This window comes from Planktothrix sp. FACHB-1365 (assembly GCF_014697575.1).
Classification (GTDB): domain Bacteria; phylum Cyanobacteriota; class Cyanobacteriia; order Cyanobacteriales; family Microcoleaceae; genus Planktothrix.
On the sequence record NZ_JACJSC010000018.1, the window covers coordinates 1 to 26,404 of the forward strand.

The 26,404-nt window shown below is 40.0% G+C and carries 17 protein-coding genes and 1 pseudogene; 14 read left to right on the forward strand and 4 right to left on the reverse strand.

Annotation, left to right across the window (positions count from 1 at the left end; translation table 11 throughout):
- Positions 1–123, reverse strand: a pseudogene (locus H6G57_RS29065) (ISAs1 family transposase); the annotation flags it as partial.
- Positions 124–215: 92 nt separating this feature from the next.
- Between H6G57_RS29065 and H6G57_RS18095 the strand changes: the two are divergent.
- On the forward strand, positions 216–1,268 hold the full coding sequence (locus H6G57_RS18095; RefSeq protein WP_255528386.1) for a tetratricopeptide repeat protein: 1,053 nt from the start codon (positions 216–218) through the stop codon (positions 1,266–1,268).
- A 122-nt stretch (positions 1,269–1,390) separates the two neighbouring features.
- Here H6G57_RS18095 and H6G57_RS18100 read toward each other — a convergent pair whose 3' ends face one another.
- Positions 1,391–3,703: a tetratricopeptide repeat protein gene (locus H6G57_RS18100; RefSeq protein ID WP_190521012.1), complete on the reverse strand. Its 2,313-nt coding sequence runs from the start codon at positions 3,701–3,703 to the stop codon at positions 1,391–1,393.
- Positions 3,704–4,187: 484 nt separating this feature from the next.
- On the opposite strand from H6G57_RS18100, the gene H6G57_RS18105 reads away from it, so the two are divergent.
- The 12 genes from H6G57_RS18105 to H6G57_RS18160 all read left to right on the forward strand — a co-directional run bounded on the left by H6G57_RS18105 (position 4,188) and on the right by H6G57_RS18160 (position 24,156).
- On the forward strand, positions 4,188–6,329 hold the full coding sequence (locus tag H6G57_RS18105; RefSeq protein WP_190521014.1) for a tetratricopeptide repeat protein: 2,142 nt from the start codon (positions 4,188–4,190) through the stop codon (positions 6,327–6,329).
- A gap of 97 nt (positions 6,330–6,426) precedes the next feature.
- Positions 6,427–6,828 (forward strand): thioredoxin, encoded by a 402-nt coding sequence (trxA, locus tag H6G57_RS18110; RefSeq protein WP_190521016.1) that lies wholly within the window; start codon positions 6,427–6,429, stop codon positions 6,826–6,828.
- Positions 6,829–7,033: 205 nt separating this feature from the next.
- Positions 7,034–7,312: a 2Fe-2S iron-sulfur cluster-binding protein gene (locus tag H6G57_RS29070; RefSeq protein WP_309235960.1), complete on the forward strand. Its 279-nt coding sequence runs from the start codon at positions 7,034–7,036 to the stop codon at positions 7,310–7,312.
- Positions 7,313–7,327: 15 nt separating this feature from the next.
- Complete coding sequence (locus H6G57_RS18120; RefSeq protein ID WP_190521021.1) at positions 7,328–8,602, forward strand: hypothetical protein; 1,275 nt, start codon at positions 7,328–7,330, stop codon at positions 8,600–8,602.
- A gap of 41 nt (positions 8,603–8,643) precedes the next feature.
- Positions 8,644–9,177, forward strand: coding sequence for a hypothetical protein (locus H6G57_RS18125; protein ID WP_190521023.1), 534 nt, complete (start codon positions 8,644–8,646; stop codon positions 9,175–9,177).
- 45 nt (positions 9,178–9,222) lie between these two features.
- Positions 9,223–11,199, forward strand: a complete 1,977-nt coding sequence (locus H6G57_RS18130) for a dynamin family protein (RefSeq protein WP_190521025.1) — start codon at positions 9,223–9,225, stop codon at positions 11,197–11,199.
- Entirely contained in the window at positions 11,192–12,769 is a 1,578-nt protein-coding gene (locus tag H6G57_RS18135; protein WP_190521026.1) for a dynamin family protein, read from the forward strand. The genes H6G57_RS18130 and H6G57_RS18135 overlap by 8 nt, the downstream gene beginning before the upstream one ends.
- On the forward strand, positions 12,762–13,448 hold the full coding sequence (locus H6G57_RS18140) for a nucleotide exchange factor GrpE (protein ID WP_190521027.1): 687 nt from the start codon (positions 12,762–12,764) through the stop codon (positions 13,446–13,448). The genes H6G57_RS18135 and H6G57_RS18140 overlap by 8 nt, the downstream gene beginning before the upstream one ends.
- Before the next feature lie 663 nt (positions 13,449–14,111).
- On the forward strand, positions 14,112–16,697 hold the full coding sequence (locus H6G57_RS18145; protein WP_190521028.1) for a dynamin family protein: 2,586 nt from the start codon (positions 14,112–14,114) through the stop codon (positions 16,695–16,697).
- A 55-nt stretch (positions 16,698–16,752) separates the two neighbouring features.
- Entirely contained in the window at positions 16,753–20,148 is a 3,396-nt protein-coding gene (locus tag H6G57_RS18150; protein ID WP_190521029.1) for a virulence factor SrfB, read from the forward strand.
- Between the two features lie 97 nt (positions 20,149–20,245).
- Complete coding sequence (locus H6G57_RS18155; protein ID WP_190521030.1) at positions 20,246–21,352, forward strand: hypothetical protein; 1,107 nt, start codon at positions 20,246–20,248, stop codon at positions 21,350–21,352.
- A gap of 41 nt (positions 21,353–21,393) precedes the next feature.
- Positions 21,394–24,156: a PP2C family serine/threonine-protein phosphatase gene (locus tag H6G57_RS18160; protein WP_190521031.1), complete on the forward strand. Its 2,763-nt coding sequence runs from the start codon at positions 21,394–21,396 to the stop codon at positions 24,154–24,156.
- A 293-nt stretch (positions 24,157–24,449) separates the two neighbouring features.
- Here H6G57_RS18160 and H6G57_RS18165 read toward each other — a convergent pair whose 3' ends face one another.
- On the reverse strand, positions 24,450–25,343 hold the full coding sequence (locus H6G57_RS18165; protein WP_190521033.1) for a tyrosine-type recombinase/integrase: 894 nt from the start codon (positions 25,341–25,343) through the stop codon (positions 24,450–24,452).
- A gap of 60 nt (positions 25,344–25,403) precedes the next feature.
- Here H6G57_RS18165 and H6G57_RS29560 point away from each other — a divergent pair, with 60 nt between their 5' ends.
- Positions 25,404–25,898, forward strand: a complete 495-nt coding sequence (locus H6G57_RS29560; protein ID WP_190521034.1) for a helix-turn-helix domain-containing protein — start codon at positions 25,404–25,406, stop codon at positions 25,896–25,898.
- A 27-nt stretch (positions 25,899–25,925) separates the two neighbouring features.
- Here H6G57_RS29560 and H6G57_RS18175 read toward each other — a convergent pair whose 3' ends face one another.
- Positions 25,926–26,399 (reverse strand): DUF3368 domain-containing protein, encoded by a 474-nt coding sequence (locus H6G57_RS18175; RefSeq protein ID WP_231516621.1) that lies wholly within the window; start codon positions 26,397–26,399, stop codon positions 25,926–25,928.
- Between the last annotated feature and the right edge of the window lie 5 nt (positions 26,400–26,404).

Sequence of the window (26,404 nt, forward strand, 5' to 3'; positions counted from 1 at the left end):
TAAATTCCTCGACATTAGCCCCAATATGACTATTAATAATACTAGCCATATTGGATGCCTTGTTCCCTGAGCCTTCCGGTAATCCTTGACTTTTTTCAGTTTTTCTATTAAAGTTGTTAGCATCTTTATTTTAGAAAAAATAAGCGACCGCTCTTGATTTTATCAGGTAGCGATCGCTCTTTCTTTACTCTTTTCCCCCCGACTTTGAAACAGCCCTGCTTTACGAAGAGGCGCTTGCCAGCTATTGCAAATCGTTAGAAATAGCACCAGAATATTTTCTAGTCTGGGCGTTAAAAGGTTCGTTACTGGATAGGTTAGGTCGCCATGAAGAAGCAATTATCAGTTATGATAAAGCTTTAGAATTTAACCCTGATTTTGATTTAACTTGGCATTATCGAGGCAATGTGTTGCTGAAGTTAAATCGTTATGAAGAGGCAGTTACAAGCTATGATCAAGCATTAAAATTGAGTCCCGATCTTCCTGATGCTTGGAATGATCGAGGTGATGCTCTAAAAAATTTAGGTCGTTTTGAAGAAGCAATCACCAGCTATGATAAAGCGATTGAACTAAAACCAGATGAACCTGATTATTGGAATAATAAAGGTAATACCTTGAATAACTTACGTCGCTATGAAGAAGCTATCGTCTGTTACGACAAAGTAATTGAAATTAATCCTAACGCTTATTGGGGATGGTACAATCGAGGTAATTCACTGCGAAATTTAAGCCGTTATGAAGAGTCTATCCCTTACTTGAACAGAGCTATTGAACTCAAATCGGATCTACCATCTTATTGGAATGTACGGGGATTATCTTTACAGGGATTAGGACGTTATCAAGAAGCAATTGCTGACTACGATCAGGCTATTAGTTTAGATTCTACATACCGTTGGGCTTGGTGTAATCGAGGAAATTCTTTACGGTTCCTAAATCGATATGAAGAATCAATTATCAGTTATGATAAAGCAATTGAATTCAAACCCGATGAACCTGACTATTGGTGTAAAAGAGGCATTTCCTTAAGCTGTTTAGGACACTATCAAGATGCAATTGATAGTTGCACTAAAGCTATTGAAATTAAAATAGATTATGCTATTGCTTGGTATAATAAAGCTTGCTATTATGCCTTACAAGAAAATATTGAACAAGCAATTGATGATTTGAAACAAGCGATGGATTTCAATCCTAAGTATCGAGAAATGGCAAAAACCGACTCTGATTTTAATAATATTCGAGAGCATATTCTTTTTCAAGGGTTAATTTATTAATATTAAAACTTACCCCTCTTTCATCACTTTGAGGAAAAAGCCTGTTTTTCCGTAAGCTGAAAGGCGCAAATTCGTTTAAATTTCCCTTAGTGATAAAAGAGAGTTACACTTATAAAGCTTATTTAATTTAAACAAGCTAGCACTTTATTCTCTTGTTTTGGAGTTTGTATTTGCTGAAAAATTTTAATTGCTTGTTGCCAATGACTTTCAGCTGTCTTGAGTTCTCCCAGATCACGATAAGTTAGCCCCAAATAGTAATGACTTTCGGCTAACTCGTACTTAGCTCCGATCTTGGTAAAAAATTCAATTGCCAGTTGTTGATAGTGAATTGATGTCTCAAAATTTCCAGTTTCACGGTAGACATCGCCTAGTATGTACCAAGAACGAGCACGGTCTGGGATAAAGTTGAAGGTAGTGGCGAGTAGGATCGCTTGCTCTAATGTCTGAAACGCTTGTGCGTATTGACCTATATTTTTTTGAGCTAAGCCTGCCATATTCAAATCCCAGCAGGCTTGCCAAGGGGGCACACATTTGAGAGGTTCTTGCAGATGACCTTCTGCCGCTTTTAGGGCATTCTCTGTTGCTGATACTTGTCCTAAACAGGAATGGAGTAGCGCTAACTCACAATAACAACTATTTCGTCTGGCTTGTATGTTGAGAGATATCTGTGATAAAGCTAAATTCAGTTTAGCTTGGTAAGTTTCTAAACCCAGTTCATATTCACCAGCAACAATGTAACATAACCCTAGATCGCTGTAGGAATTAAATTCTGTCCAAGTATCACCTTCTCTCTGAGCGGTGGCTTGGGCACGATGATGCCAGGAAATAGCAGTTTTAACCCCGTCTTCGAGCAAGTAAATATGGCAATCACCCAAGCAGCGGTAAAGACTGGGTTCTTGCGACGGTGAGACTCTACCTTCCAGTGCTTGAGTTAGTTCCAGAACTTCGCGAATAAATCCCCAGGACAAAAAATACAGAAACAGTTCCTCTGGCAAAATCGATGTAGCTGGGCGGCGCAACACACTCCAAGCAGCATCATAATCTGCAATTTCTAGGAAATGATAGTAAGCCTCTAATACTTGTAATCCTTGTTGGGATGACTGAACATTTTCGACACTACTGAACCAATATTGAGCGATCGCCCGATTTGTCTGCTCCCATTCAGGACTGGCTTTTAATTGGCTTAACCCTGCTGCACGCACTCCTGGATGCATATGGTACTTACCCCGATGGAATTGCACTAGGGAACAATCGCACAAGCGGTGAGTTACTCCCAGTTGTTCTGCTGCGGGTACATCCCACAGTAGAGATCTGACACAATCATCAGGTAACCACTCAATTACTTGATACCGACAAGCAGCTAAACGGCAGAGTAAGCGGTAAGCTACACTGGAATGAGTGTTTAAACGGTCTAACTGATAATCAACAAGAAATTTTAACTGATCGCTAATAAGAAACAACAACGTTTCTTGGTGTTGTGTAGCCTGATAATTGTCTAGCCAAAACTTATAAAAATCATTAATATCTCCATCGTAACTATTTTCGATAATACTATGCAAAAGCTCCATTGCTTTCGCATTACCATTGCAAGCTTTATGAATTGCCTGTAGAGCTTGTAAATCTTTAGAATCTTGAGGATTGTTAAAGAATTGCTGCCAATTTAATACTGTCAAACCAGATAAAGCATAATTTTTAATCCCTGCAAGTTTGGGCTCTTTTAACTTTTCTCTGCTCGTAATCAGAGTGAAGCCTTTAATGCTAGGCTCATTAAGTACCCTAAGTAACTCTACATAATCTCGATACTCTGGTAAAAATTCACCATTAGTTAAAACCGTTTCCAGGTTGTCTATGAAAATAGGTACTTTGAACAGACGCAGCTTTTTTTCTAGCAAACTTAGGCTCTGAATAAAATTTCTTGGAATATTTTCATTAAACTCTTGTTGCAACCATCGTTGCACTTCCACTTCAGCAGTTTGAATATATTTTGATTCCAAAGCAATCTTTATTGTTAAAGGTGGCTTTTCCCAATCGTAACTTGCTAAAAATTTGTTTGCCAGAGATGTTTTTCCAATTCCACCTTCTCCCACTATTAGGAGAATTTTGTGATTAGATCCAACCCATTGATGCAATTTTTCAATATCTGATGATCGTCCTACCCAGCTACATTCTGGTTTAGGGGCTAACGACAAAATTAATTCACGTTTGAATTGAAAAAACAATGCCTGCAAATCTGACCAGCTACCTCGTCTATCTTCATCACTTAATTCAAATTCTTTATACGCGGCTCTCAGATGTTGTCGTACAGTTGCTTCAGATCGGATACCCAAGGTTTTTGCGATTTCCTGATTCGTTTTTCCTTTCAGTTTTTCGCGCAACACCGCCCGACACTTGTCACTTAAATTATTGTAATGTGATTCAAACTGATGTTGCTCCATATTAGTAAAATAGGTGAAAATATTATTGGTCTATCTAAAAAACCGTTATGGTAAATATTTAGTGACTCAGTTAATCCAATGAGACGACTTGCGATTCTCAGTATCAAAATTTCCACTCACAGATTCGTGGTTAAATTTTATGTCTGATTGTCCTAAAGATTAACTAATCTGTTGAAATTTTACGGGTTAAGGTTATGGAAAATTAATTTTCCATAACCTAGACTACATCTGCCTTAAGAAATAATTTGTAAAATAAGCTACATTTCACTGCACAATTGTGAGTTTGGGTTGTGTATTGCTGTTGAGCAGTTTCCTCAGTTAGGATGCAGGTACGTTGAACAGATCGAAGATTCACAAGCAGAGAACGATGGGATACTCGCTCTCAAAGCCCCAAAGCCAGCATTTGTTCATCTGACATCAGGTGTACTCACCAGCCATCAAAGTGACTCTTCCAACCTCAATCTATTTATTCACCTAAATAACTATGTGGTTAGGTATTGATTTTGGGACTTCTAATTCCAGCGCCACCTTAATGCAAGGGTGGGTTCCCTCCCTGGTTAGGGATAGCCGCTATCAAAATGTGGACTCTTTCCCTACCTGCGCCTATGTCGATCCGAAGCGGGGGATACTGGTGGGCTATGACGCTTACAACCAGCGACTCAGGTCTCCCAGTCGGTATAAGCAAGGATTCAAACGCGAACTGGATCGGCCCACACCCTATTTTTTGGGAGACGATGAAATTGTTCCCAAGCAGCTTGTAACCAAGGTGATCGAGAAGCTCAAACATGACGCGGAGAAAATAGTTGGTGAACGCCTGACCAGAGTCACCCTTGCTGTACCGGCCACTCACACAGAGCTTAAGCGAAGTTTGATGATAGAAGCAGGCAAAGCGGCTGGCTTTGAACAGGTTGCCCTTGTGGAGGAGCCAGTTGCGGCAGCCGTGTACTACGCACAGCGCAGTTGTACCAAGGATCATGAAATTTTACTGGTTTACGACTTAGGCGGGGGCACTTTCGATGCCTCCCTGATTCAAAGGCAAGGTTCTGGCTATAAATTTCTGGCTCCACCCGTAGGTCTGGAAACCTGTGGCGGTATGGATTTTGACCGCAAAATTTTCGAGGATTTAATGAAGCGTTGTAGTCCAGATCAACGCGCCCTGTTAGATCCCAATCGCCGGGATTTGCAAGCACTGACTGTCCGTTTCACCTATGAGGATTCTTGTCGGAAACTGAAAGAAAATCTCAGCACAAAGCAGGAAGATTCGTTTCCGGTTCCCCTCCCGGGAGAGTTACAGGTTTATCGGCTGAAGCGGGCTGAGTTTGAATACATGATTGCCGACTACATCGACCAAACAGTTCAGCAGTGTCGCGATTTGCTAAAGCGTGCCGGTTTAACAGCGCAGAAAGTTGATCGGGTACTGCTGGTGGGTGGAAGCTGCCAAATTCCCTATGTGGGACAAGTATTAGAACGAGAGCTAAAACGACCTGTGGCGCGATTAGACGATCCAGATTTGGCAGTTTGCAAAGGTTCGGCAGTTTATGAAGGCTGGAATCCTGGTTACACTCATCTGCAAGCGGGGATTGATCGGGCAGAGGTGGGGGATTATCAAGGAGCAATTAGCCATTACAACAAAGCTTTACAGGAAAGCCCCAACTATTCCAGGGCTTACGTTTCGCGAGGGGAAGCTCGTTGTGAGACTGGAAATCAGAAAGAGGCTCTTGCGGATGTTGAACGCGCACTCCGTATCGAACCTAGATATGCAGAAGCTCATGTCGCTTTGGCTAATGTTTACCTTAAGTCTGGAGATTCTCAGAAAGCAATTGAGCAGTACGATCAGGCTCTCCGAATTAATCCTAATTATACTACAGCTTATTCGGATCGAGGTAGATGGCATTCAGATTTGGGAAATCAAAAGGAAGCATTATCAGATTGGCAACAAGCTGTCAAAATCACACCTCAGACTGCTGAAGATTACACGCAGCAAGGATGGGCTTACTATGAACTAGAAAAATATCAGGAAGCGCTGGATGTATTTTATGAGGCACTTGCGCTTAATAACAGTTACATTAATGCTTATGTTGGCCGTTCTCGCGCACACTCTAAACTGGGAAATCATCAGTCAGTTATGGATGATTTTAGCGAAGCACTGAAACTTAACCCCAATAATGCTGATATCTACGGCTGGCGGGCTACTTATTTTGAAGACATAGGAGAACATGAAAAAGCGATTGAAGACTTTAACCGTGCGGTGAAAATAAATCCTACCTACGTTACTGTTATTTACCGTCGTGGCTTTTGTCGAATTGCACTGGGCGATCAACAGGGAGCTATTGAGGACTTTAATCAAGCACTGAGCATAAATTCTAACAATGCTTCTGCTTATTACGGTTTAGGCGAGGCTCATTTGGCACTTAAGGAATACGAAAGAGCATTGAAACATTTCAATCAAGCAATTCAACTCAATGCTAACTTGGCTCAAGCTTATTATGGTAGGGGAGTAGCTCGTTCTTGGCTGAATGACATAACAGGAACGCGCCAAGATTTACAGGAAGCTGCAAAACTAGCACTCAGCCAGGGTAATACGACTTTTTCCGAACAAATTCAGAACGAGTTGAGTCAGCTTTAGTTTAATTGTTAGCTTGATTGCAGGATATGAACTGGTCAATAAAAGTTCTTATGGCTATTATTCAGTTAAATTTTTGTAAAATCACACAAGGGTTCAAATGAGGATCAATCGCATCATTTCTAGTCAAGGAATGGGTTCAAGTGAACCAAAGGGACGGAAGGGAATTAATAATTCCTCTTCACCTATTATACAAGTAACAGACAACACTTTTAAGCGAGAGGTACTAGAAAGTGACATTCCAGTTTTAGTAGATTTTTGGGCACCTTGGTGTGGCCCCTGTCGTATGGTTGCTCCTGTGGTGGAAGAAATAGCAGCAGAATACGATGGTCAGGTCAAGGTAGTTAAAGTTAATACAGATGAGAATCCTAACGTTACTACCCAGTACGGGATACGTAGCATACCAACTTTGATGCTTTTTGTAGGTGGTCAACGGGTTGAAATGATTGTTGGTGCGGTTCCTAAGCCTACATTGGCTGAGATTTTAGAAAAATACTTCTAAATTAGTGAGTCTTCAGTAGAATTACAGCATACATAGGAGAAAACAAATGAGTATCAATCGCATCGGTTCTAGTGGCGACAGTTCCAATAAAAAGAAAACAGGAGGAACGAAGAGAGCTAATACATCCTCGAATGCTCGTCCCTCCCAATCTTATAGCGACATTCTTCCCTCCAAATATGGTTATACAAGTCCTGGATTTTACGCAATTAGATTAGTCACTCCTGATGGCGAACGAGTCATCGAAGTCCCGGAAGACGAGTACATCCTTGATGCCGCCGAACAAAACGGTTTGGATCTGCCATCCTCCTGCCTCGCTGGTGCCTGCTCTACCTGTGCTGCAAAGATTATAGATGGCTCGGTTGACCAGTCCGATCAATCTTTTCTAGATGACGAGCAAATAGAAGCAGGTTACATTTTAACCTGTGTGGCTTATCCCACATCTAACTGCACCATTATTACTCATGCTGAAGCAGACCTTTTTTAAACTTAGGAGTTTTGAATGAGCATAGTTAATAACTCACCATTTGATTCAGATGACGATCTCTTTCCCGATGGAGGCGATTACTTTCCCAGTCATTCAGATAGTGGGACGCATGACTGGGACTCACAACACCATGACTATGACCATACTCATTTTGACCACACTCATAGTTGGAACGACTATGAGCATCAGTGGGATGAACATTCCTTTGACCCTAACCATAACGACTTCTATTTGTTGAACGATCCGACTCACCAAGCGGATGATTGGCACTTGCACACCTCTGACTCTGATGATGTTCACTCCGAACTGCTTGGTGATGCGGGCGACCATACAGGATATTTGGTTCATCAGAATTTTGACCCTGCTCATCCTGATGGCATTGTCGTAGGCGATCCGGGACATGACATGGACTGCTGGCATCCTCAGAATCGTCCAGATGACTGTGCCGTTGTCGCCCAGCAATCTATTTTGGAGAGTTTGACGGGAAAACATTCTTCAGAAGATGGTTTGTGCAGAGAAGCACTGGCCGACGGTTGTTATTACCCAGGCGGTGGCACACCTGCCGATCATGTAGGTCATGTACTGGAAAAACACGGCATACCTGTAGAACATCATTTTGGGGGAACTTTGTCGGATTTAAACGATAAGTTGTCCCACGGAGAGAAAGTAATTGTCGCTGTAAATTCTGAGGAAGTTTGGATGCCAGATAAAGGTTCAATATTGAGTCAAACTTTAAGTCAATATACAGGAATACCGGGTCAGAAAGCCGATCATGCAGTGGTAGTAACTGGTATTGTATACCCCCAATCAGACCCGCTACATCCACAAGTAGTGCTTAATGATTCAGGTACCTCTAATGGGCGGGGGATGATGGTTCCGTTGGAACAATTTGAGAAAGCTTGGGCTGCCAGCGACCATTATATGGTAGCCACTGCTGTGCGCGAAAAATCTGTTGATCGTGAAGATTTCGGTTATTCTTTCAGTCCAGATGTTCATTATACAGGAGATACACAACAATCACATGATTTAGAGGGGAATAATTTTAATGATGAAAGCCACGATTTTTTGTTGGGTAAAACTCACTACCACCATCACTATCACCACATAGTAAAACGTTCGCCTAATTGGCCTGGTAGCGATTCAGGAAGTGGCTCTAGCAGTAGTGACAGCAGCAGTTACGACAGCAACTATGACGACAGTTATAGCGATGGCGGTTGTGTTGATTCGGATGGCGATGGACAATGTGATGCTAGTGGTGGCGATGGCGGGGATGGAGGCTGTGGTGATTAATGAACTCACCGTCACTCAATCAATAGGAAGAGGCTAAAAAAATGGCAAGCAAGGGAAAAATGGAACAGCTAATGCTGGATATTCGCAAGACTCCACTCTTTCGTCAAGTCGTCCCAATGGAAGCGCAAATTGGCTGGCCGATTCCGTTGCGTAGAGAGGGGAAAGTTTACGTTACTCTACCTTTCTTTGGAGCCAATACCAAAAGTCCAGGAAAAACCGTTCTTTTTCCACCATTTGCAAAAATGACTTTAGAATGGTCAAACCTGCTAATTGTTGAATATGTAAACTTCCGCTTTCAAAATCCATTTGTAGATGGAAAGTGGGAACAGTCAGTTGGTACTTTTCCCCATCCGGCTGTAGCTCAGATGAGTGTAGGAGAATACCAAGAAAAACGGCATCAACTCTTGACGATGTATGATGCTATGTTTGAAAACCTATCAAATGGCCTGACTTTATCCACTGAGTGGAACGGGCAATTTAGTAAATTGTTAAGCACCTTGATGGAGCCTGCATTAGAACCCTACTATCGCGCTCTGGGTTCAAAGTTCTTCGACCGATTTCTTCCTAATCAGTAGCAAATTCATTGAAACTAATAATCAATTTTTTTAAGGAAAATCACGATGTTTAATAACCAGCACAAATATCAAGTGCGGAAGCAAGAGCTATTGGATTTGTTTGCATCTGTTCTATCGTTCGCTAGGAAACAGAACGAACAAGAAGCTGTGAAGCAACTGGATGAAGCCATCAACCGACTTGCTGAGGGGAAGTTAATGGTGGTGGTCTGTGGCGAGTTTAAAGAAGGTAAATCTAGCCTGATCAATGCACTACTAAATGAAGTAAATGACGATTTATTTCCTGTAGATTCTGATATTACAACTGGACTTGTTTCTACCATTAGTTATGGGGAACAAGAAAAAATTACTGTAATTTTGGGGGAACTCGGACAAGAAAAACAGAAGCCAATCAAACGTGAAGAGATTAATGACTATGCCAACGAGCAGCGCAACAAGGGGAATCTTCAGCAAGCCCGGATGCTTGTGGTTGAAACACCAAATCCACAACTAAAAAATGGTTTGGCTCTAGTTGATACCCCTGGTGTCGGCGGTCTCAACACTCGACATACCGGGATTACCTATGCTTTCATCCCCAATTCTGATGTTGTTCTCTTTGTCAGTGATGTTACCGCACCCCTAAAGGCAAAAGAACTGGAATTTGTTAAGATGATTGCGCGTCACTGCCAGAACCTCATCTTTGTTGTCACCAAAATTGACATGAAATCGAGGGCAGAATATGAGGAAGTAGTGGAGAATAACCGGGAAAAATTGGCTAAGGTATTAGAACGTCCCGGCAACCAAATTGATATCATCCCTGTTTCCAGCCATAACAAATTAGCGTATTTAAAATCTAGAGATGGAGAAGACCTAGAAGACAGCAATTTCCGTGTACTAGAGGAGAAACTGTGGCAATTGCTCAACTCACAGAAGGGCTATATTTTGTTAATGCGTGCCTTGGGGGAACTTAAACCAATTTTGGACGAGATGAAGATAGGTCTGCAAGCTGAATTTGAGGGGTGTCAGCAGCGCACTGCCCAAGAGTTAAAGAATTTGGAACTTCAGTTTCAAGAAGAACAAGAACGGCTAAAAAGTTTGCAGGCGAAGAGTTCAGCTTGGCAACCTGAGCTAAACTTTGGATTGAAGAAAATTAATGGCGTGGTGCGAAGTTTCCTTCGAGATGGCTTTGTGAAAATTCGCCGTTTTACTGAAGAATATATTGATAATGCTGGAATGGCAGGTAATTCTAAGGAAATAGCCGGACTCGTGGAAGCAGATATTGATGCCTTAATGTCCGACATGGGAAAAAAACTTAGCAATGAGGCTGCTAATCTGTATATCCAGATTGAAAGAGTGACTGGTTTAGACATGGACAGGTTCAGGATTGGAATATTGGATTGGGAAAAGTCTCAGGTTTCGGTAGGTGATGTAGATCTTAAGCAGACTGGATTGTGGGAAAAATCCCTAACTGCGACCCGTAATGGGATGTTTAATGCTTCGGCTGGAGGCATAATTGGAGGAATTTTAGGTACAGTTGTAGGGTCTGTATTCGGTGGAGTTGGTGCTTTACCAGGAAGCATCATAGGTGCAAAGCTAGGGGGACTCTTCGGTGGTTTCTCTGGACTTAAACAAGGGGTAAAACAGATTTCAGAAAAGGATATGGCAAATGCCAAGCGCGAACTTTCTAAAGTGATTGAGCGCTATATCACAGACTGTCAACAGCTTTGCACAGATTCTGTAGATGGGATTATCCTAGATTTGGAGCGATCAATGCAGGAGCAGTTGCTTGGTCAAATCAGACGAAAGCGAGAAATGTGTGATCGTGCATTCCAAACCATTCAAGAATCCCGCAAGCTAACCCAAGAACAGGCTGCTCAAAAAGCCAAAGAGTTAGCGATTCCTCTTGAGACATTGAAGCAACTCTACAAGCGGGTAGAAACTCTTGGTCAAACCATAGTGACCGAAAAGGAAGCTGCCGCTGCTGCCCTACCCAAGCAAATATCATCTGATAGCACCAACAATGAGGAGGACTGGGTAGATGGATGAACCAACGTTAGAAAAACGGGTTGAAGCAGTCTTCCAATTTGCATTTGGTTGCGCTGCCAATCGCCCTGCCCTAACTAAATTGCACCAAAAGCTCATTGAGTGTTACCAACCGCTTAATCAACCGATGCGACTGGCGATCGTCGGTACGATTAAAGCCGGTAAATCCACATTGATGAATGCCCTATTAGGAGAAGAAGTAGTTGCTACAGGTACAGTTGAAGCAACATTTAACGTCAACTTGCTACAGTATGGCGAACGGCCGTCTCTGCGGGTGTTTTATAAAGATAAGCGTCCTCCAGAACCTAAATCTTTTGTTGAACTGAAATCCATTACTATACGGGCGGATGAAAATCGCGACTATCTGCTGAGTATTGAGTATATTGAGGTGTCCTACCCGAACCCCATCCTCAAAACTCTCAATCTAATTGATACTCCCGGTCTGGAATCTCACTATAAAGATGACTCTGACAACACCCTAGCCTTCTTAAATATTCACGGACAGGAGTTGACCAAAATTACTCAGGCTGAGGCAAGAAAAGCCGATGCAGTGCTGTATCTGTTCGATAAAAGTATTGCTGAGTCAGATCGAGACGCTGTAGCTCAATTTCAGGGTGCCACCCTCGGGCAGGCAAGTCCCATCAATGCCATAGGAGTTTTAACCAAGGTGGACTCTTACTGGTCAGATGGGGATAAACCACTTGTTAGAGGAGAGGCGATTATCCATCGCTTACAGTCTGATCATTCACAATTGAGCAATCGGTTTTATACGATTCGTCCAGTCTGTGGTCTATTGGCATTTGGAACTCAAACCATGACGGGGGAAGAGTTTAATACTCTGACTGAATTAGCTAAACTATCTCAGGAACGATTTGAGAAGCTGGTTCGGAATGCGGAGCGATTTAGCGAGCGCGAGTATCCCAACGAGCCAGCCATCCCATCCGCTCCTAAACGTAAGCCGTTACTCTCTCGGCTTGGGCAATACGGAGTCTGGTTAGCTTGCAGCCTGATTCGAGAGCATCAGGTACAGACTCAGAAAGACCTCAGCAGTGAAATGCTGAAGCAGAGCGGCATTCTGGAACTTCAGCGTTTAATTAAAGCTCACTTTGGCAATCGCGCCTCTCTAATCAAGTTAAATACCACATTAGAGAAAATTAAAGCAGCTTGTTTCATGGAACGGCAGCACCTTGACGGTGTAGACTATCAATTGGTCATAGAGATAGAAAAAGCATTTAGCGAACTTGAAGCTGAGGAGCAACATTCGTTTCAGGAATTGCAAATCCTGCGTTTGTGCTACCAAGAGCAGCTAAGTTTTAATCAGCAAGAAGTCAGACAGTTGCTCAACGTTGTTGGTGAGAACGGCATTTCTATTGAAGAGCGATTGGGACTGAGTGCAAATTCTCCCAATGACCAGACGATCCGCGTTGCTAAAGAGCGAGTCCAGTATTGGAGCCAAAGAGCCAACGACTTAATGAGTGCTGACAGCCAAACACTTGATGCGGCTAGAGTCCTGTTACATTCCTACGAACGAATCTTGTATCATCTTAAGCAAAGGAATCGATCTTATGTTTAACCCCTTCGCTTTTTTAGCACCTCTATTCCCCTGCATTACCCGAGAAAGACAGATACGGGAATTAGCTATTCAGGCTCAGACAAGTGCCCGCAAATTGAGTGGTTTACGGCCTGAAGATTCCGAAGATTCTGACGCTGATTTCCTTTCTATTTTGAACTCTACCTGTTGGCTGCTGGAGCGTCTCGTTGAGCGTAGTGACTTTTCACCAGCAGACAGCCAAGCTGAGACTTCTACCGTACTTAAGACCTCAGAGTCAGAAGTGCCACCTCAACCTGCTGTAATTGCATCATCAAACTCACCAGCTACTCCCGAACCAGAATTCTCGGAGATGGCAAAGGACTTAATTCAGTTACGCGACTGGGTATTGATGGCAAAAACTGGTGGTACTGGAGCATCAGCAGAAGTCATCGAATCTTTTTATGAAAAGTTGGGAGAAATTTTAGCTAAAGAAGGTGTGACTGCTTTAGAGGAGTCCGATTGCCTGTATGATTACGAGCGACAACAGGTAGTTAGCATACAAGTGACGGATGATCCGAATAAAAGCGACTGGGTGTGCAACACAGTCAGACCTGGGTATTTGTTTCAGGAGCGATTAATCCGACCGCAAGAGGTTGTTATTTATACTTTTGATAACTCAATATCCTACAACTCATTTTCATCCGATGATTCTGTTTCCTAAGTGCTAATGTAACTCTCTCCTAAAAAAACAATTTAAGTGGAGGAATTAATCCAAATTAGACGCAACAAACTTCCCCTTTTCCAGAGGGGGTTGAGCGCTATATCCTTGATTTTATCAAGCTTTTAACAGGGTTGTCACCCCGTGAACTCGTGAGTTTTATTACAGTCGATCACCTGTTCTAAAACGGGTACAAGTCATCAATTTGGGGTATAAAAACTTGCCTGCACAATTCTTAATATTAATTAGTGGATGATTGGAATTTAGTTAGTTATTATCAGTTATAGAAGAGTTCGATAAACCAAGGAAGGGTAGGAAGCCTATGCCTATACTAAGAGGGAATGGAGATGAGTTTGCGGAGAACCTGGAACAACGCTGTCCAGTTGCTCTGTTACTGGATAACTCAGGTTCAATGTCTGGTCAAGCAATCCAACAGTTAAATCAAAGGAAAGGGTTGCTTTATTTAACCAATCTTTAGCTCGGGATGACCTAGCATCGGTGAGAATAGAAATAGCAATTGTTTCATTTGACTCCGTTAAGTTATATCAAGATTTTATGTCTTGTCAAACTATTATTTTTTCTCTAAACCAACCTTAGCTCAATGAAAATTTAGCAGTAAGCTGATTGACAAATTCCATTAAAATTGAAAAAGGAAAAATTTGCTTTATGACAATTCAAAATCAACTTAACAAATTTCAACAAGAGGCTGAAAGTATCGTCGAACAACTCAAATCTGTACCGCCGAATCTTTCTCAGCAGTATGAATGGGTTTCTCAAGAGCTAGATCGCTGCATCGATGAGATCAAAGCATCGGCTGGAAAAATTATTGAACAAGCATCCTCACCTGTGAAAATCGGGGTAGTTGGAGAGTTTGCCAGTGGTAAAAGTTTACTCATCGGTAGCTTGTTAGGTTATGCTGATGCCCTACCTATCGGTAGCGATGCGACTACAGGTAATATAACTGCCATTAATTTAGTTCAACAAGAAGATAACAAAACCACTAATTTTGCTAAATTTACCGTTGAGTATTTGAGCGATCGGGAAGTCAAAGAATGTGTGAATTATATACTCAAAGAAGCAGAAAAGCGTCTAAAAGACATTAATAAACTTGATGAGCAGGTTAGAAATCAATTTAATGCCGTAAAAAATTCATGGGAAAAAGGAGCTGAAGCAATTCAAAATATTATGGATTGGTGTAAATTAGCTTGGGAAGGCACTAAAAATATCGAATTGCGTTATTTACTGCGTGAATTAGTCTGGTTATTGAACACTTATAAGTCTTATGGAAAAGTATTTTGTGGGTCTGGTCATTCTTGGGAAATAGATCGAAGTATTGTGAAGGATGCTTTGCAGCTTCCCTATCAACCTTTAGATATTCAAAATCTGACATTTGATAGATTGCCCACTTCTCCTGTGCCATTATCTGATTCTCCCAAATCTTTAAATGACCACCTATTGAAAAACAGTTTTCCTTTAATTCGTTGCATTAAGATTGAAGTAAAAATTTGTAAGCAAATTTGGGATTTAGGAGGTGCTAGTAAGTTTACTTTATTAGACTTCCCCGGATTAGGATCTGCTAATTCGGGAGTGCGAGATACTTATTTATCTTTACGCGAATTAGCGGAAATACAGACTATTTTAATTTTACTCGATGGCAGAAAACCCGGTGGTGAAACTGCCAACAGACTTTTTACGATGATGCAAAAACACAAAGGAGAAGAAATTAAAGATAGAATTTTAGTAGCAGTAGGTCGGTTTGATGAATTATCTTTAGACAATCCCCAAGTAGTCGATCAATTAATTAATCTTGACCTTGACGATGATCCTTTTAGCGAGTCAGAATTGACAGAAAATTATATTTTGTCACAACTAACCGTCCTGCGAACAACCATTGGAAGCGCTAAAGCTTTTACCAATAAACCTGAACGGATCGTTTTCTGTTCTCCTCTGTTAGCTTTAGATCATCTACACAGAAGCATTTCTTCAATTACCGTCGGTTCTCCAAGTTTTATTGAATCTAAGTTTAGTGACCCCAATGCTCTCACTCAGTCGAAAAGAATGCTAGAAAAATGGCAAAAAATGAGTGAAAAATTACAGCAATCTGATCCTAAGAGTCATCTAGCAAAGCTGTTACAAGATTTTGCTGAATCTGAGGCTGGAGTTGGTCGCCTGAGAAAATTAATTTTGGCTCACGTTGCCGAACATGGGCTGAAGCAAATCTATCAAGATACCGAGCGAGCGTTTCAGGTTACAGAGCAGCAAAAACAACAACTAAAACGGATTTTAACTCGAATAGAACAAGAGAAAGATTTAGTGATTTCTGAATCTCCCAACTTACCCATTTTAAGACAAACCCTACAAGAACTAATTCAAATTTATGATAATTTTCAGAAAAAATTAGACCAAACTCCATTACAAAATAGGCAAGGTTTAAGCATTGAACAAGTCGTTAAAAAACAGGTAACTTTTAAGGTATATGAGTGGGCTGAATGGTATTCTCTTTTCCAAAACTTGAAAAATGGAACCGTAGAGAATATTGAATCAAACGATGATTTTGACGAGATATTTGGTACAAGTACATATAGTGATGATATTCCTACAAAAACGCAAGACTTTTATGACGGATTTTCTCAGCAGATCCAATCTTCAATTGAATTGATTAAAACCGATATGGCAGAATCAATTAAAATTTTGTTGAGTCAGTTATCTGAGGAAATCACTCCGCAACGCGAAAAACTGCAACAGATTACTTCCTTGGAGATGTTCGATAGTATTAAGCAAAAATTTGGAGAAAAACAGGCAGATCAATTTAAGGTTATGATAAAATCTCTCGAACCGCAGCAAATACTCGAAACGAAGATTGTTTCAAAAATTAAAATTGATTCTTCACTAGCTGAAAAGCCTGAACTTGTTTTCCCCTTTGCTTTGTCAAGCGAGCAAGGAAAGATCAGTAAGACTTTGGATTGGGGGCTGAAAAAACCGCAAAAACCCGGTCGTCATCATGTAGAAATTTTACGATTACGACAGGAGATAGTTAATAGTATGACACTAAATCTTGTTCAACTGGTTAGTCAGGCAAATAAGGATTTGAACAAATATATTATTGTTAAAATTGTCGGACTATTGATGGCAAAATATTTACAACTTTCCAGAAATGATGATCTATTAAGGTATATTGCAAATGCAGAAACAACACAAGATAAAGTGATTCCCGCTTGGTTTAAAATTTTGCATAATATTGCTCAAAAATAAACTTGAACATGAGCTATGAAGCCTTTTGTCAAAATTAGCAAGAAAATCAACAATTATGCCAGTTAACATTACCCTGGAAAAGCAATTTCTTTTAACCCCTAAAGACAAGCAGGGCTACAAAATTGCACTACCTGAAATAAAAATAGCACCCACTTCTGATAATAATCCGTTCATTAGGAGTATAGCTGTTCGTGTCACAGGTGAGCCAAATGAAATCAGGTCAAAGATTGAAACAGCATACCAGACAATTAAGTATGGCCCTCAAGAGCCGAGACTGTGGCAATTACAGCAGCAACAGCAATCACTAATAGGAGACTGTACTTTAGAACGATCATTACATGAATTTGAGCGAGTTGATTGCCATTTAGAAATCGAAATTAAATATTTAGATTCTGATGTCAATGGTCAACCGAAGAAAGAGGAAAAAAGTATGATTCAATCCTCTTCATTATACTATCCTCCTAAAAAGGATAAGATAGAAAAACCTGAGACCGATGTAAATTTGCCTGATAAGGAAAAATCAAAACCTATGCCTCAAAATGAATATCCTCAAAATCAAATTCCTCAAAGTAAATATTACGGCTGGCTGGCTATTGATTTTGGGACATCTAACTCAACGGTGACAATTTTTGATTTCAAAGGACGTCCCTATTCTACTGATTTAGTCTTTCCTAAAGAACAAGAGGATCGCTTAAAAAAGCGTTTCAAGGAATGGTTAAGTCTTGATGTTTTTCCGGGTGTTAGTCCTAGTGAATGGGAAAATTTTGTTCAGAAATTGAAGCCTAACAATTCCAGTCTTAATTTAAAGGAAACTATTCAACAAATTGAACTAAATTTGATCGGATCAGAGAAATTCCGTCGGGCTGTTAGCGAAAAACTGTCCGAAATTTACGCTGAAGTTTTTCGGATACCCTCTTTGGAATCTCAGAATCTTTTTTCGGTTAAATTAGACATGGGTGAGGAAAAAATTTCTAGCTTAATAGAAATTACTGGCCTTACCGATCCATTGACAATTAACATGGGTAACAGGATAAAACAAAGGCAGAATAATACATTTGCTCAAGCGAAGCAAATTACAGCAGAGATTCAAAATCGATTTCACTTTTCACCTAAGCGTTATTTAGGTCAAAAAACTGAAGAGTTCTCAGTGATCCTTGAAGACGGTCAAGAATCTACCGTTACCAGCGATGAAATTATTAAAGCTGCTTATCAGCATTTAATTCAACTGACTGACAATTATCGGCAATCAGAAAATTTGGCTATAGGTCAATTTAACAAGGCAGTAGTTACTTATCCTACTGTAGCATCTCCTTTCGTTCGTCACAAATTAAAACAATATATAAGAGACCTGGGATTCGTCAATGTACAAACCAGCTATGATGAAGCAGTAGCAGTAGCTATGTTCTACCTGTTCCGAGAATTTGGGGGTGATTTGAATGTAGGCATAGATTCTGTGAAAACTCGTTGCCGCTATGATGGTCAACAATGGTCACAAAATGTTTTAGTTGTCGATATTGGTGGCGGAACTACAGATATTGCCTTGATTAATTTTACGATTGAAGAAAAAGATCTTTTTCGCCCAGGTGAAGATCGAGGTGCTGGTGGACGCTATTATATCATTACTCCTAAAATTTTAGGTTCTTCGGGTAACACCCAGTTAGGCGGTGATTTAATTACTCTACGATTATTTCGTTGGTTAAAAGTAGCGATTGCTGACTGTGTATTGACGGCGGCTCAAGATCATAGTTTAGAGTTAGAAAAACCAAGCCTAGACGAAATAATCTTTGCTAGTGAGTTAGTAGAAGGAGGAAAATTTGTAAAAGAAGGAAGATTTATTAGTGGCAGTTTGCTACAGGCTATAAACTATAAACAAGACTCGCCGCAAACAGACGAATTGAAAGCTGCTGAAAAAATTTTACCAACCCACTGGGGCATGGAACCTCGTCGTTTGCAAACCTTTTACACTTTATGGAAATACGCGGAAGATGCAAAAGTACAATTAGCTAAAGGAGAATCTGAGTTCGTCTTAACAGGACAGCAAATTACCGAAATTTTAGACCAAACTCAAATTCGCTATACCATCGATAATCCCGATAGTCTAGTAGTTGGTTTATCTCAAGAAAACTTTGATCGCATAGTTACACCTGTGATTGAAGAAGCGATTAAGCTTGCTGAAGCGCTTGTCACAAATCGCTTTGGTGAAGAAAATATTCGTGAAGATCAAAAAAATACCCCAGAAATTGATTGGTTGATTTTATCAGGGCAAACTTGTCACTTACCTCAAGTAAAGGAACAAATTTATCAAAAATTTAAACCCTCTGATTATTTTAGTTGCAATCCAGAGAAACTTACCTTTGTTCCTGATTTTTCTAAGTTAGCCACATCAATAGGTGCTTGCTATACTGAAAAACTTCTACAGTTGGGTTTCACTGGAAAGAATAAGGCATCTGCCATTAAGGATGAGTTACGCAAAGGGGTCAATCAGATTGAGATTAAGGTAGATAATTTATTTTATTATTTGCCTTGTTCTTTCAAATTATCGACTCAAAGTCCATTCAAATCTTTGTTTGATACAGGCAAAGAACTATCTCTACTTAGTCCTGGTGAATTATTAGCAAAAGCCCGCACTGATTGGATTGATGCACAATTAGCAACAGGGGTTTACAGAGAGGATTTTCCCGGTGCTAAACCGCTGTATTGGGGAGGTTTTGATGGTCAGACAATAGCAAGGAGTATAGGAATGACAGACGAGCAATTTCGTGACTCTGTTAAACTTCAGTTTGAAATCGATCAAGAATTGCAATTTAAGCTTTTTGTTTGTCAGGGAGATGCTCATTATTTAATGAAAAAAGATCTCCCTAGTTTGGATATTAATTCTTTAGAAAAGGAGAATATCTCACTACATTTATATGTAGAAAATGAACCTAACAATAAGTGTTTCCAGGATGACGATATTGTGATAATAGATAACTCCCAAGATATTGCTGTTAATGTTTTTGAAGCATACACTTTTGATGCCCCGCAGTTAATCACAGTTGTATTTAAGAGCGATGATATTAATTTACTTTTCAATAATGAAAGAAATGAAAAAGATGAAAACAAAATTAAAAAATTTCACTATGAAGATAATCCTCAATTAATCACAAAAGGATTAATTAGTGAGCCGCTACCAATTTTCCCTAACAGGGATAAACATATATTTTGCCAACGTCAAGGAGACCGTTGGTTAACAATTGGTGAGCTTGATAAACCTTTCCCGGGTTTTGAGGGTAAGTATTATGCAACTCTTGATAGTCAAGGAAAATTAAGAGTTCATGCTGGAGAAATTCCTTACTACAGTTTTGATGAAGAAGAATGTATTCAGCAAGAGGGTTGCGTTTATGTTACTGAACTAGGGTTAGAGCCTCAAAATATTAATGAGTTTCGAGACCCTTTTTCTGGAAAACAATAAATTAATTAGTTTAATCACGTTGTTGCCTTGAAATTTAGCAAAAAAATCAACCAATAACGTGATTTATAAAATGCTTTTATTTAGAGGTAAAATAGACATGGAAAAAATTAAAAATATCCTGGGAATTAATTCAAATTTATCTAACACTTTAAAATTTAGTTTGCATGGACTTCGTGCTTCCTTAGTGGCGGCTAAAAATCAGTTTCCTGATGATCAAAGTATCAGCCTTTGTAATGAACTGATTGCTGAGTTAGAAGAGATATTAAACTTAACTAACATAGAAGCAGATCCACCTGTTCCTAGTTCAGATAACTTTATGCTCAAAAGCTTAAAAGATTATGTCACTCAAAATCAAGATTTGAAAATTTATTGGGGGGACAAATTTTTAGTTCAAAGTGAGACAGATGAAGATTTATGGCAAGAAATTCAGTTGTTTCTCTTACGGGTTCCAGAAAAAATTGTTGATCATTTAAAAGATGAAATTTTAAAGCAAATGCCAGATGGGGTGAGGTTCTGGTCTCCATCAAAACTTAATATTCCTTATTATAAAGATAAACAGGTGTTCCCTGGATTGGCAAAGGGGATTAAAGCGAAGGGCTTAAATTTTTCTACCCAAACAGATTTAGATTCAAGACTCAATCCTCAAAACCAAGAATTGACAGAAGATATTGCATATCTAGGAAAAATTGTATCTGCTTGCCTCAAATTAATTGACTTAGATTCGTCTAATTTATACCATGCCTTTGAAAAAGTTTATCAGTTTGGTCTAATGTCTTTAAGCAAACAAGAAGAACGAGAAAGATATGTGAGAGCTTTAATTCAATCTTTTCATCGAGTTATAGAACCAAGTCAAGATATAGTTTCAAATTTGAACAATCACATAGCTTTAGATGAGGCAATTCATTCTTTGGTTTATAACCCTCTTGCCGCTGAAGATTCGTGGTGGGGTAATTTACAACAAGAATATCGTAACAAACTCCAGTTATTTTTTAAGCAGGCTAGAAAAGAAGGTCATAATGTATTTATTCGTTCTTTATCTGGTGATTATAGAGATGTGTATAAGGATACAAATAGAGATCAAGATATACCTCTTGACCAAGGAGAAACTCCAGGAAAAGTGTTAACTTGTTTAAGAGTCTATTCTAGCATTCAAGGAAAAGTATTTCCTGGTCGTGTTATTTACCGTCCTGAAACTCTCAGATAGGGTGAATTATTTTTTTAGTCAAGCAATAGTGAGGTTTATTCATGTCTTGGAAAGCGATCGCCTTTTCGGAAGCAGGTACAAGCCATCAAAAATCGGGGCAAACTTGCCAAGATTACGCTAAATTTATCAAACTTAATGACTTTGGAGAAACTGTCAATGATGGGGACATTATTATCGGTGCCGTATCCAAAGGCTGTGAAGGGTATAAACATTCTGATATTGGTTCTCAATTAGCAATTGAAACCGCTTTGAACTATTTGCAAGACAGAATTCAATTTGTTGGAGTAAATGAGGCTAAAAAAAATTGCTTACTAGACATTTCCAAAGAAGAAGCTGACAAAGTTGTTCGGCAATTTTTTCTACAAACTGTAGAAAAAGTCAGCAAAAACTTGGATGTCAAATCCCAGGAATTGAGATGTTATCCTCAAGACTTATCTTGTGCTTTGTTAGTGGTGCTTGCAACTCCTAAATGGCTGGCAGCTATGCGAATTGGCGATGGTTTTATTGTTATTCAACAACCGGAATCAGAATATCAATTACTTTTTGACCCTATTAGAAGAGAGTCTGTAAATAAAACTACCTTTCTCCCAGATAGTAATGCTTTAGAGTTAATTCAATTCAAGATATCTGAAGGGCAAGAATTAATCTTTGCATCAACTTATAGCTTGCAAATATTAGCTCTTGATATCGGAGTAAAATATAAGCCAAAGCCTTACTTTTTTGATAGCTTGAGAAAAGCCATAAACAGCAGTTCAGAAGATCAGGTAATAGAAATAATAAAAAATGTTTTTAAAACAAAAACAATAAAGACGTTCACTGAAGATAAAACACTTTTATTATGTTTTTATAAATCGCCTTTATTAGAAGAATTAGATTATTGGTATCAATTAATCACGGCACTCACGCAGGAATTATCAGACCTGCAATCAGATCATCAAAAATTAACTGAAAAGCTAGAGGAAAGGGAACAAGAATTATCAAGCCTGCTAGATGAGAATCAAGCATTAACTGAACAAATTTCTCAGGCAAGAATTGAAATTCACGAATTTAGCACCGGAATTCAAGTCAAAAGGGTTGGCACGGGTTGGGTTTCGCAGGGGTTTACAGGGGAATATATGAATAGAACTCTTGATCAAATTCCTGTGGCAGTTCAAAGAGCGATCTCTAACCGAGAATTTGCTGTTGCAGGGGGAACTTCTAGCGATGAACCTGCTGTTATTGGCCGTGAAATATCGGACAATGGCGAGGACGAGGAATGGTCAGTGATTGCTGTTGTTACAAAAGGTCGAGATGATCGGGGACGGAGTCCCTCGATGTATCGTTATTTCTTATGTGAAGGTATCGGTAATCTGGGAAATATTTTAGCTAAGTTTAATAAGGAAGGTGGCATTCCGGTTTTTAATCCCTATGATGCTAAAAGGATTCGCACCTTTGAGGTTGATCAGAACCCAAGTTCATCCTCTACCAACTTATCGGATCAGTTGAAGTCATTACTCGACGCTCAATCTACACCAATTATTGTTCCTTGGCAACAAGCTTGTACTCCCCTAATTTTAAATGAAATGGCAAGACAAATTCCAGGAAATCAACCCATTTCTTGGGCATTTAAAGTGGAAGCGTTAGAACAACCGACACGGTTTCAAGTGATTCAACCTGCCAGTGAAAAAGCTGAACAATTGTTACAACAAATGACTGCTGTTACACGCCAATATACTGTTAATATTGTTAGGGAACAATCAATCAAGTCTGTAATTAAAGGGTTGAGTAGTCGAGAACAGGTCAAGAGTGAGCAGATTCTCATCTTAGAAAATGCCTTGAATGATCCTCAAATTAATGACAATTACTGGAAATCTTTATTTGACAGTCAAGGTGCTTCTCAATGGCGATCGCAAGGAATTTATAATCCTCAAATGGTGAGGGTTTTGACTCTACAAGCCATTTTAATTCCAGAGAGGTTATCGGACTATTTAATTTCGATGTCTAAGCAAGGTAAACAGGATAATCATTATCAAACTTCTGAGAATTTCCAAACTGAAATTAGAAATGCTCTCACCAAAGTTTCTAATCAAACTCCAAGATTAATTAAAAATCTAGTTGAGGGGGTCAAAAGCCTCATTCCTACCTTACTTGAACATCCTGAACAAGTCGAGGTTACTATCTGGTTATTACAGTTACCGAATGGACTCTGGAGTTGGTCTTATTCCCAGGTTTTTATTCCTGATTATTTAGACCATGATTTAAACTTAATGCCAAAATTTGCAAGAGGAAACAAAAATTTAACTTTTAAACTAACCAGTCATCCTGAATGGTATCAAATTTTAGGAGAGTTGAGCATTTTTTGGAAAAATCGTTCTGTCTCTAAAATAGAACGCTATCAACCGTTAGCTGACTTATTTAAAAAGTTAGAAAATTCACCAAAATTAGCTGCATTTTTTTCTCATATTGCTTATGGAAAAGGAGAAATTTCTAAACAAATTTTTTCTCAAATTCCAAGTACAGATGGATGGCATTCTAATGTTTATGGGGTTAGGGTAGAGAGAAAAGTAACTTTTGTTGACGTATTGTTTTTGATGTTACTAAAAGAATTTGAAATAGGAGGAATTGATATGCGTGTTGGAGTTGCTTTAGCTATTTTATTAGTATTTACAGGATTGGGTGTTATTACAGGGTTAGCGGTTGGTCGAGTGAGGGCTGATAAAAAGCCTGAACCATCAACTAATCAATCTTCAAGTGTCTCTATGCCTAAGTCTAGTAATCCCCTAGAGGCAAAAGATAACAAAAATACTTCATCTTACCCCCCCTAGTCTTCTAGGAGAGCGAAAAATTTTGGGGAGATGGGTAATCAATAGGAATTGTAAAGATTAATCATCCCAAAGACCTTGAAATTTAGCAGAAGCCAGTTCGGTATAACGCACAGTATGCTGAATATTGTTATGCCCCAAGTAACGGCGTTTGAGTATCAATACCTCGATTAGCCCAATAATATCCCATTTCCTCTAGTTATTGATTTTTTTATCAACATTTCTGTTTACCCCCCTAGTCGAGAGTAGTATTAATACTCTTGGGTTTAAAGTCAAGTTACAGCTTTTAAACTCAATTAATCCAGCAACTTATCTAAGGCAGTTTGAGCAATTAATTCCGCTTTTTCAGAAGTGACTTTTTGATACTGTAACGTCGTCTGAATACTACTATGTCCCATCAATGCCCGTAATTCTTCTAAACCCATTAACCCGACTCGCTCGGTGGCAAAAGTATGTCTTAAATCATGCAATCTCGCCTCTTGAAGTGTAGGGACAAGGGCGATCGCCTCTTTCCAGTCTTGATAAGCTTGGCTGTAGCTGAGGCGGGTGAGGTGTAGGGTTTTGGGGTGCTGGGCGACGAATAAGGCGGTGGCTTGGGGAGGGCGAGTTCCCTGAATATAGCGGTTTAAGGCTTCGGCGGCATCAAGGCTGTAGAAGCACCAGCGTCGTTTATTGCCTTTACCGATGACTTGAAATTTGCGGTCGGAGAAGTTGATTTGGTCGAGATCTAAGGCGAGGACTTCACTAACTCTGGCCCCACTGCGGTGCAGTAAACGGACTAAGGCCATCAGTCGCCAGTTGCAGAGGTGGCGGATGGCTTGATACAGGGCGTTGAGTTGCTCGGGTTTGAGGTAGCGGATTGTGCTGTCTTCGTGGTGTTCTCCTTGTTCGGCATCGGGTTTTCGAGGTTTGAGGCGGGCGATGGGGTTGAGGGGGATGTAGCCTTCATCGACGGCAAAGTTCATGAGGGCGATGAGGATACGTTGATGGCGACGGTGGGTGGTGTAACTCAGGTGGGTTAAGGAGTCGAGGTAGTCGCGCACTTGTTGACGATCTAGTGTTTTAATGTCCGAGAATCCATACTGTTGCAGGAAGGGAATCAAGGTGAGTTCATAAGACTTTTGGGTGGCAGGGGAGAGTTCAGGACGCTGTAAAAACTGGGTGGCAATTGTAGCAATTGTGGTTGTCATAAAATTTGAATTATGCTGAAATAATAATAGGCTAATTAATACTGTTTTTAGCATATTTTAATGCACACTTTAACATCGGAATCTCTGCCCCAACCCGAGGAAACGCTGGGAGAATACGTGCGACGGCTACGAGGACTGAAGCGTCTGAGCCAAGAACAGTTGGCGCAAGGGTGTGGGTTGCATTTGCAAAGTATTGGTAAGATTGAGCGGGGGTTGACAACTCGTTTGAGTCAGAAGGCGAAACGGGGTCTGGCTCAGGTGTTGGGGGTTCCGGTGGCGTATTTGGAGGCGGCGGTGCGAGGGACGGGGGTGGAGGTGTCTCAGGCGCTGAAACTGTGTCTGCACTGTTGGACACCGGGGACGGTACCGGAGTTGGGATGGCTTGACCCCAGGGCCAAGTTTTGTTTTTTGTGTGGGGGGGTTTTGTGCGATCGCTGTCTAGGGTGTTCTCACCCCATTACCTCTGAGCAATATCGGTTTTGTCCGATGTGTGGTCAGTCTTATCGGGATGGAAAGCACAAAGCTGTTGAGTTGAGAAAGACAGAGCAGAAATAAGAGTTAGAAAATGTTGAGGTTAGGGAGTTAATTCAAAAAAATCCCCTCAAAAACAGACCGAGACACCCGAAAATTAATGTCCCTAAGTTTTTGATATAATTCATTTTTATCCGCAATATTAATCTTACCCGTTTGGGTTAACTTTTTGATAATTCCTAAAGTTCCTTTAACATTTAATCCTAAATTAATCGCTTGTTTTCGAGCCGCTAAGTCATCTAATATGATATAATCCGCTTGCAGTTCTGTTGCTAAAGAGATCGCTTCCGACTCCCCTTGTCCTAAACTTTGATTGATGCGGTTTAATAAAGACAGTAAAGTTGTACGCCTCACCTGAAGTTTTCCCGTTTCAATTAACGGATTAATCACTGAAATAATCAAATCATCCTTCGCTTGAATTTCTTCAATAACAGCCGTCGGGACATAAAATTCATCCTCCGTTTCCAGAAATAATTCTAAAAACTCTAATTTACCGAGAAAAATTAACGGAGATGAGTTAATCACAATTT

Coding starts and splice junctions, on each gene's coding strand:
- H6G57_RS18100 (WP_190521012.1), bottom strand. CDS start 3,703: ATGGAGCAACATCAGTTTGAATCACATTACAATAATTTAAGTGACAAG.
- H6G57_RS18105 (WP_190521014.1), top strand. CDS start 4,188: ATGTGGTTAGGTATTGATTTTGGGACTTCTAATTCCAGCGCCACCTTA.
- trxA (WP_190521016.1), top strand. CDS start 6,427: ATGAGGATCAATCGCATCATTTCTAGTCAAGGAATGGGTTCAAGTGAA.
- H6G57_RS18120 (WP_190521021.1), top strand. CDS start 7,328: ATGAGCATAGTTAATAACTCACCATTTGATTCAGATGACGATCTCTTT.
- H6G57_RS18125 (WP_190521023.1), top strand. CDS start 8,644: ATGGCAAGCAAGGGAAAAATGGAACAGCTAATGCTGGATATTCGCAAG.
- H6G57_RS18130 (WP_190521025.1), top strand. CDS start 9,223: ATGTTTAATAACCAGCACAAATATCAAGTGCGGAAGCAAGAGCTATTG.
- H6G57_RS18135 (WP_190521026.1), top strand. CDS start 11,192: ATGGATGAACCAACGTTAGAAAAACGGGTTGAAGCAGTCTTCCAATTT.
- H6G57_RS18140 (WP_190521027.1), top strand. CDS start 12,762: ATGTTTAACCCCTTCGCTTTTTTAGCACCTCTATTCCCCTGCATTACC.
- H6G57_RS18145 (WP_190521028.1), top strand. CDS start 14,112: ATGACAATTCAAAATCAACTTAACAAATTTCAACAAGAGGCTGAAAGT.
- H6G57_RS18150 (WP_190521029.1), top strand. CDS start 16,753: ATGCCAGTTAACATTACCCTGGAAAAGCAATTTCTTTTAACCCCTAAA.
- H6G57_RS18155 (WP_190521030.1), top strand. CDS start 20,246: ATGGAAAAAATTAAAAATATCCTGGGAATTAATTCAAATTTATCTAAC.
- H6G57_RS18160 (WP_190521031.1), top strand. CDS start 21,394: ATGTCTTGGAAAGCGATCGCCTTTTCGGAAGCAGGTACAAGCCATCAA.
- H6G57_RS18165 (WP_190521033.1), bottom strand. CDS start 25,343: ATGACAACCACAATTGCTACAATTGCCACCCAGTTTTTACAGCGTCCT.
- H6G57_RS29560 (WP_190521034.1), top strand. CDS start 25,404: ATGCACACTTTAACATCGGAATCTCTGCCCCAACCCGAGGAAACGCTG.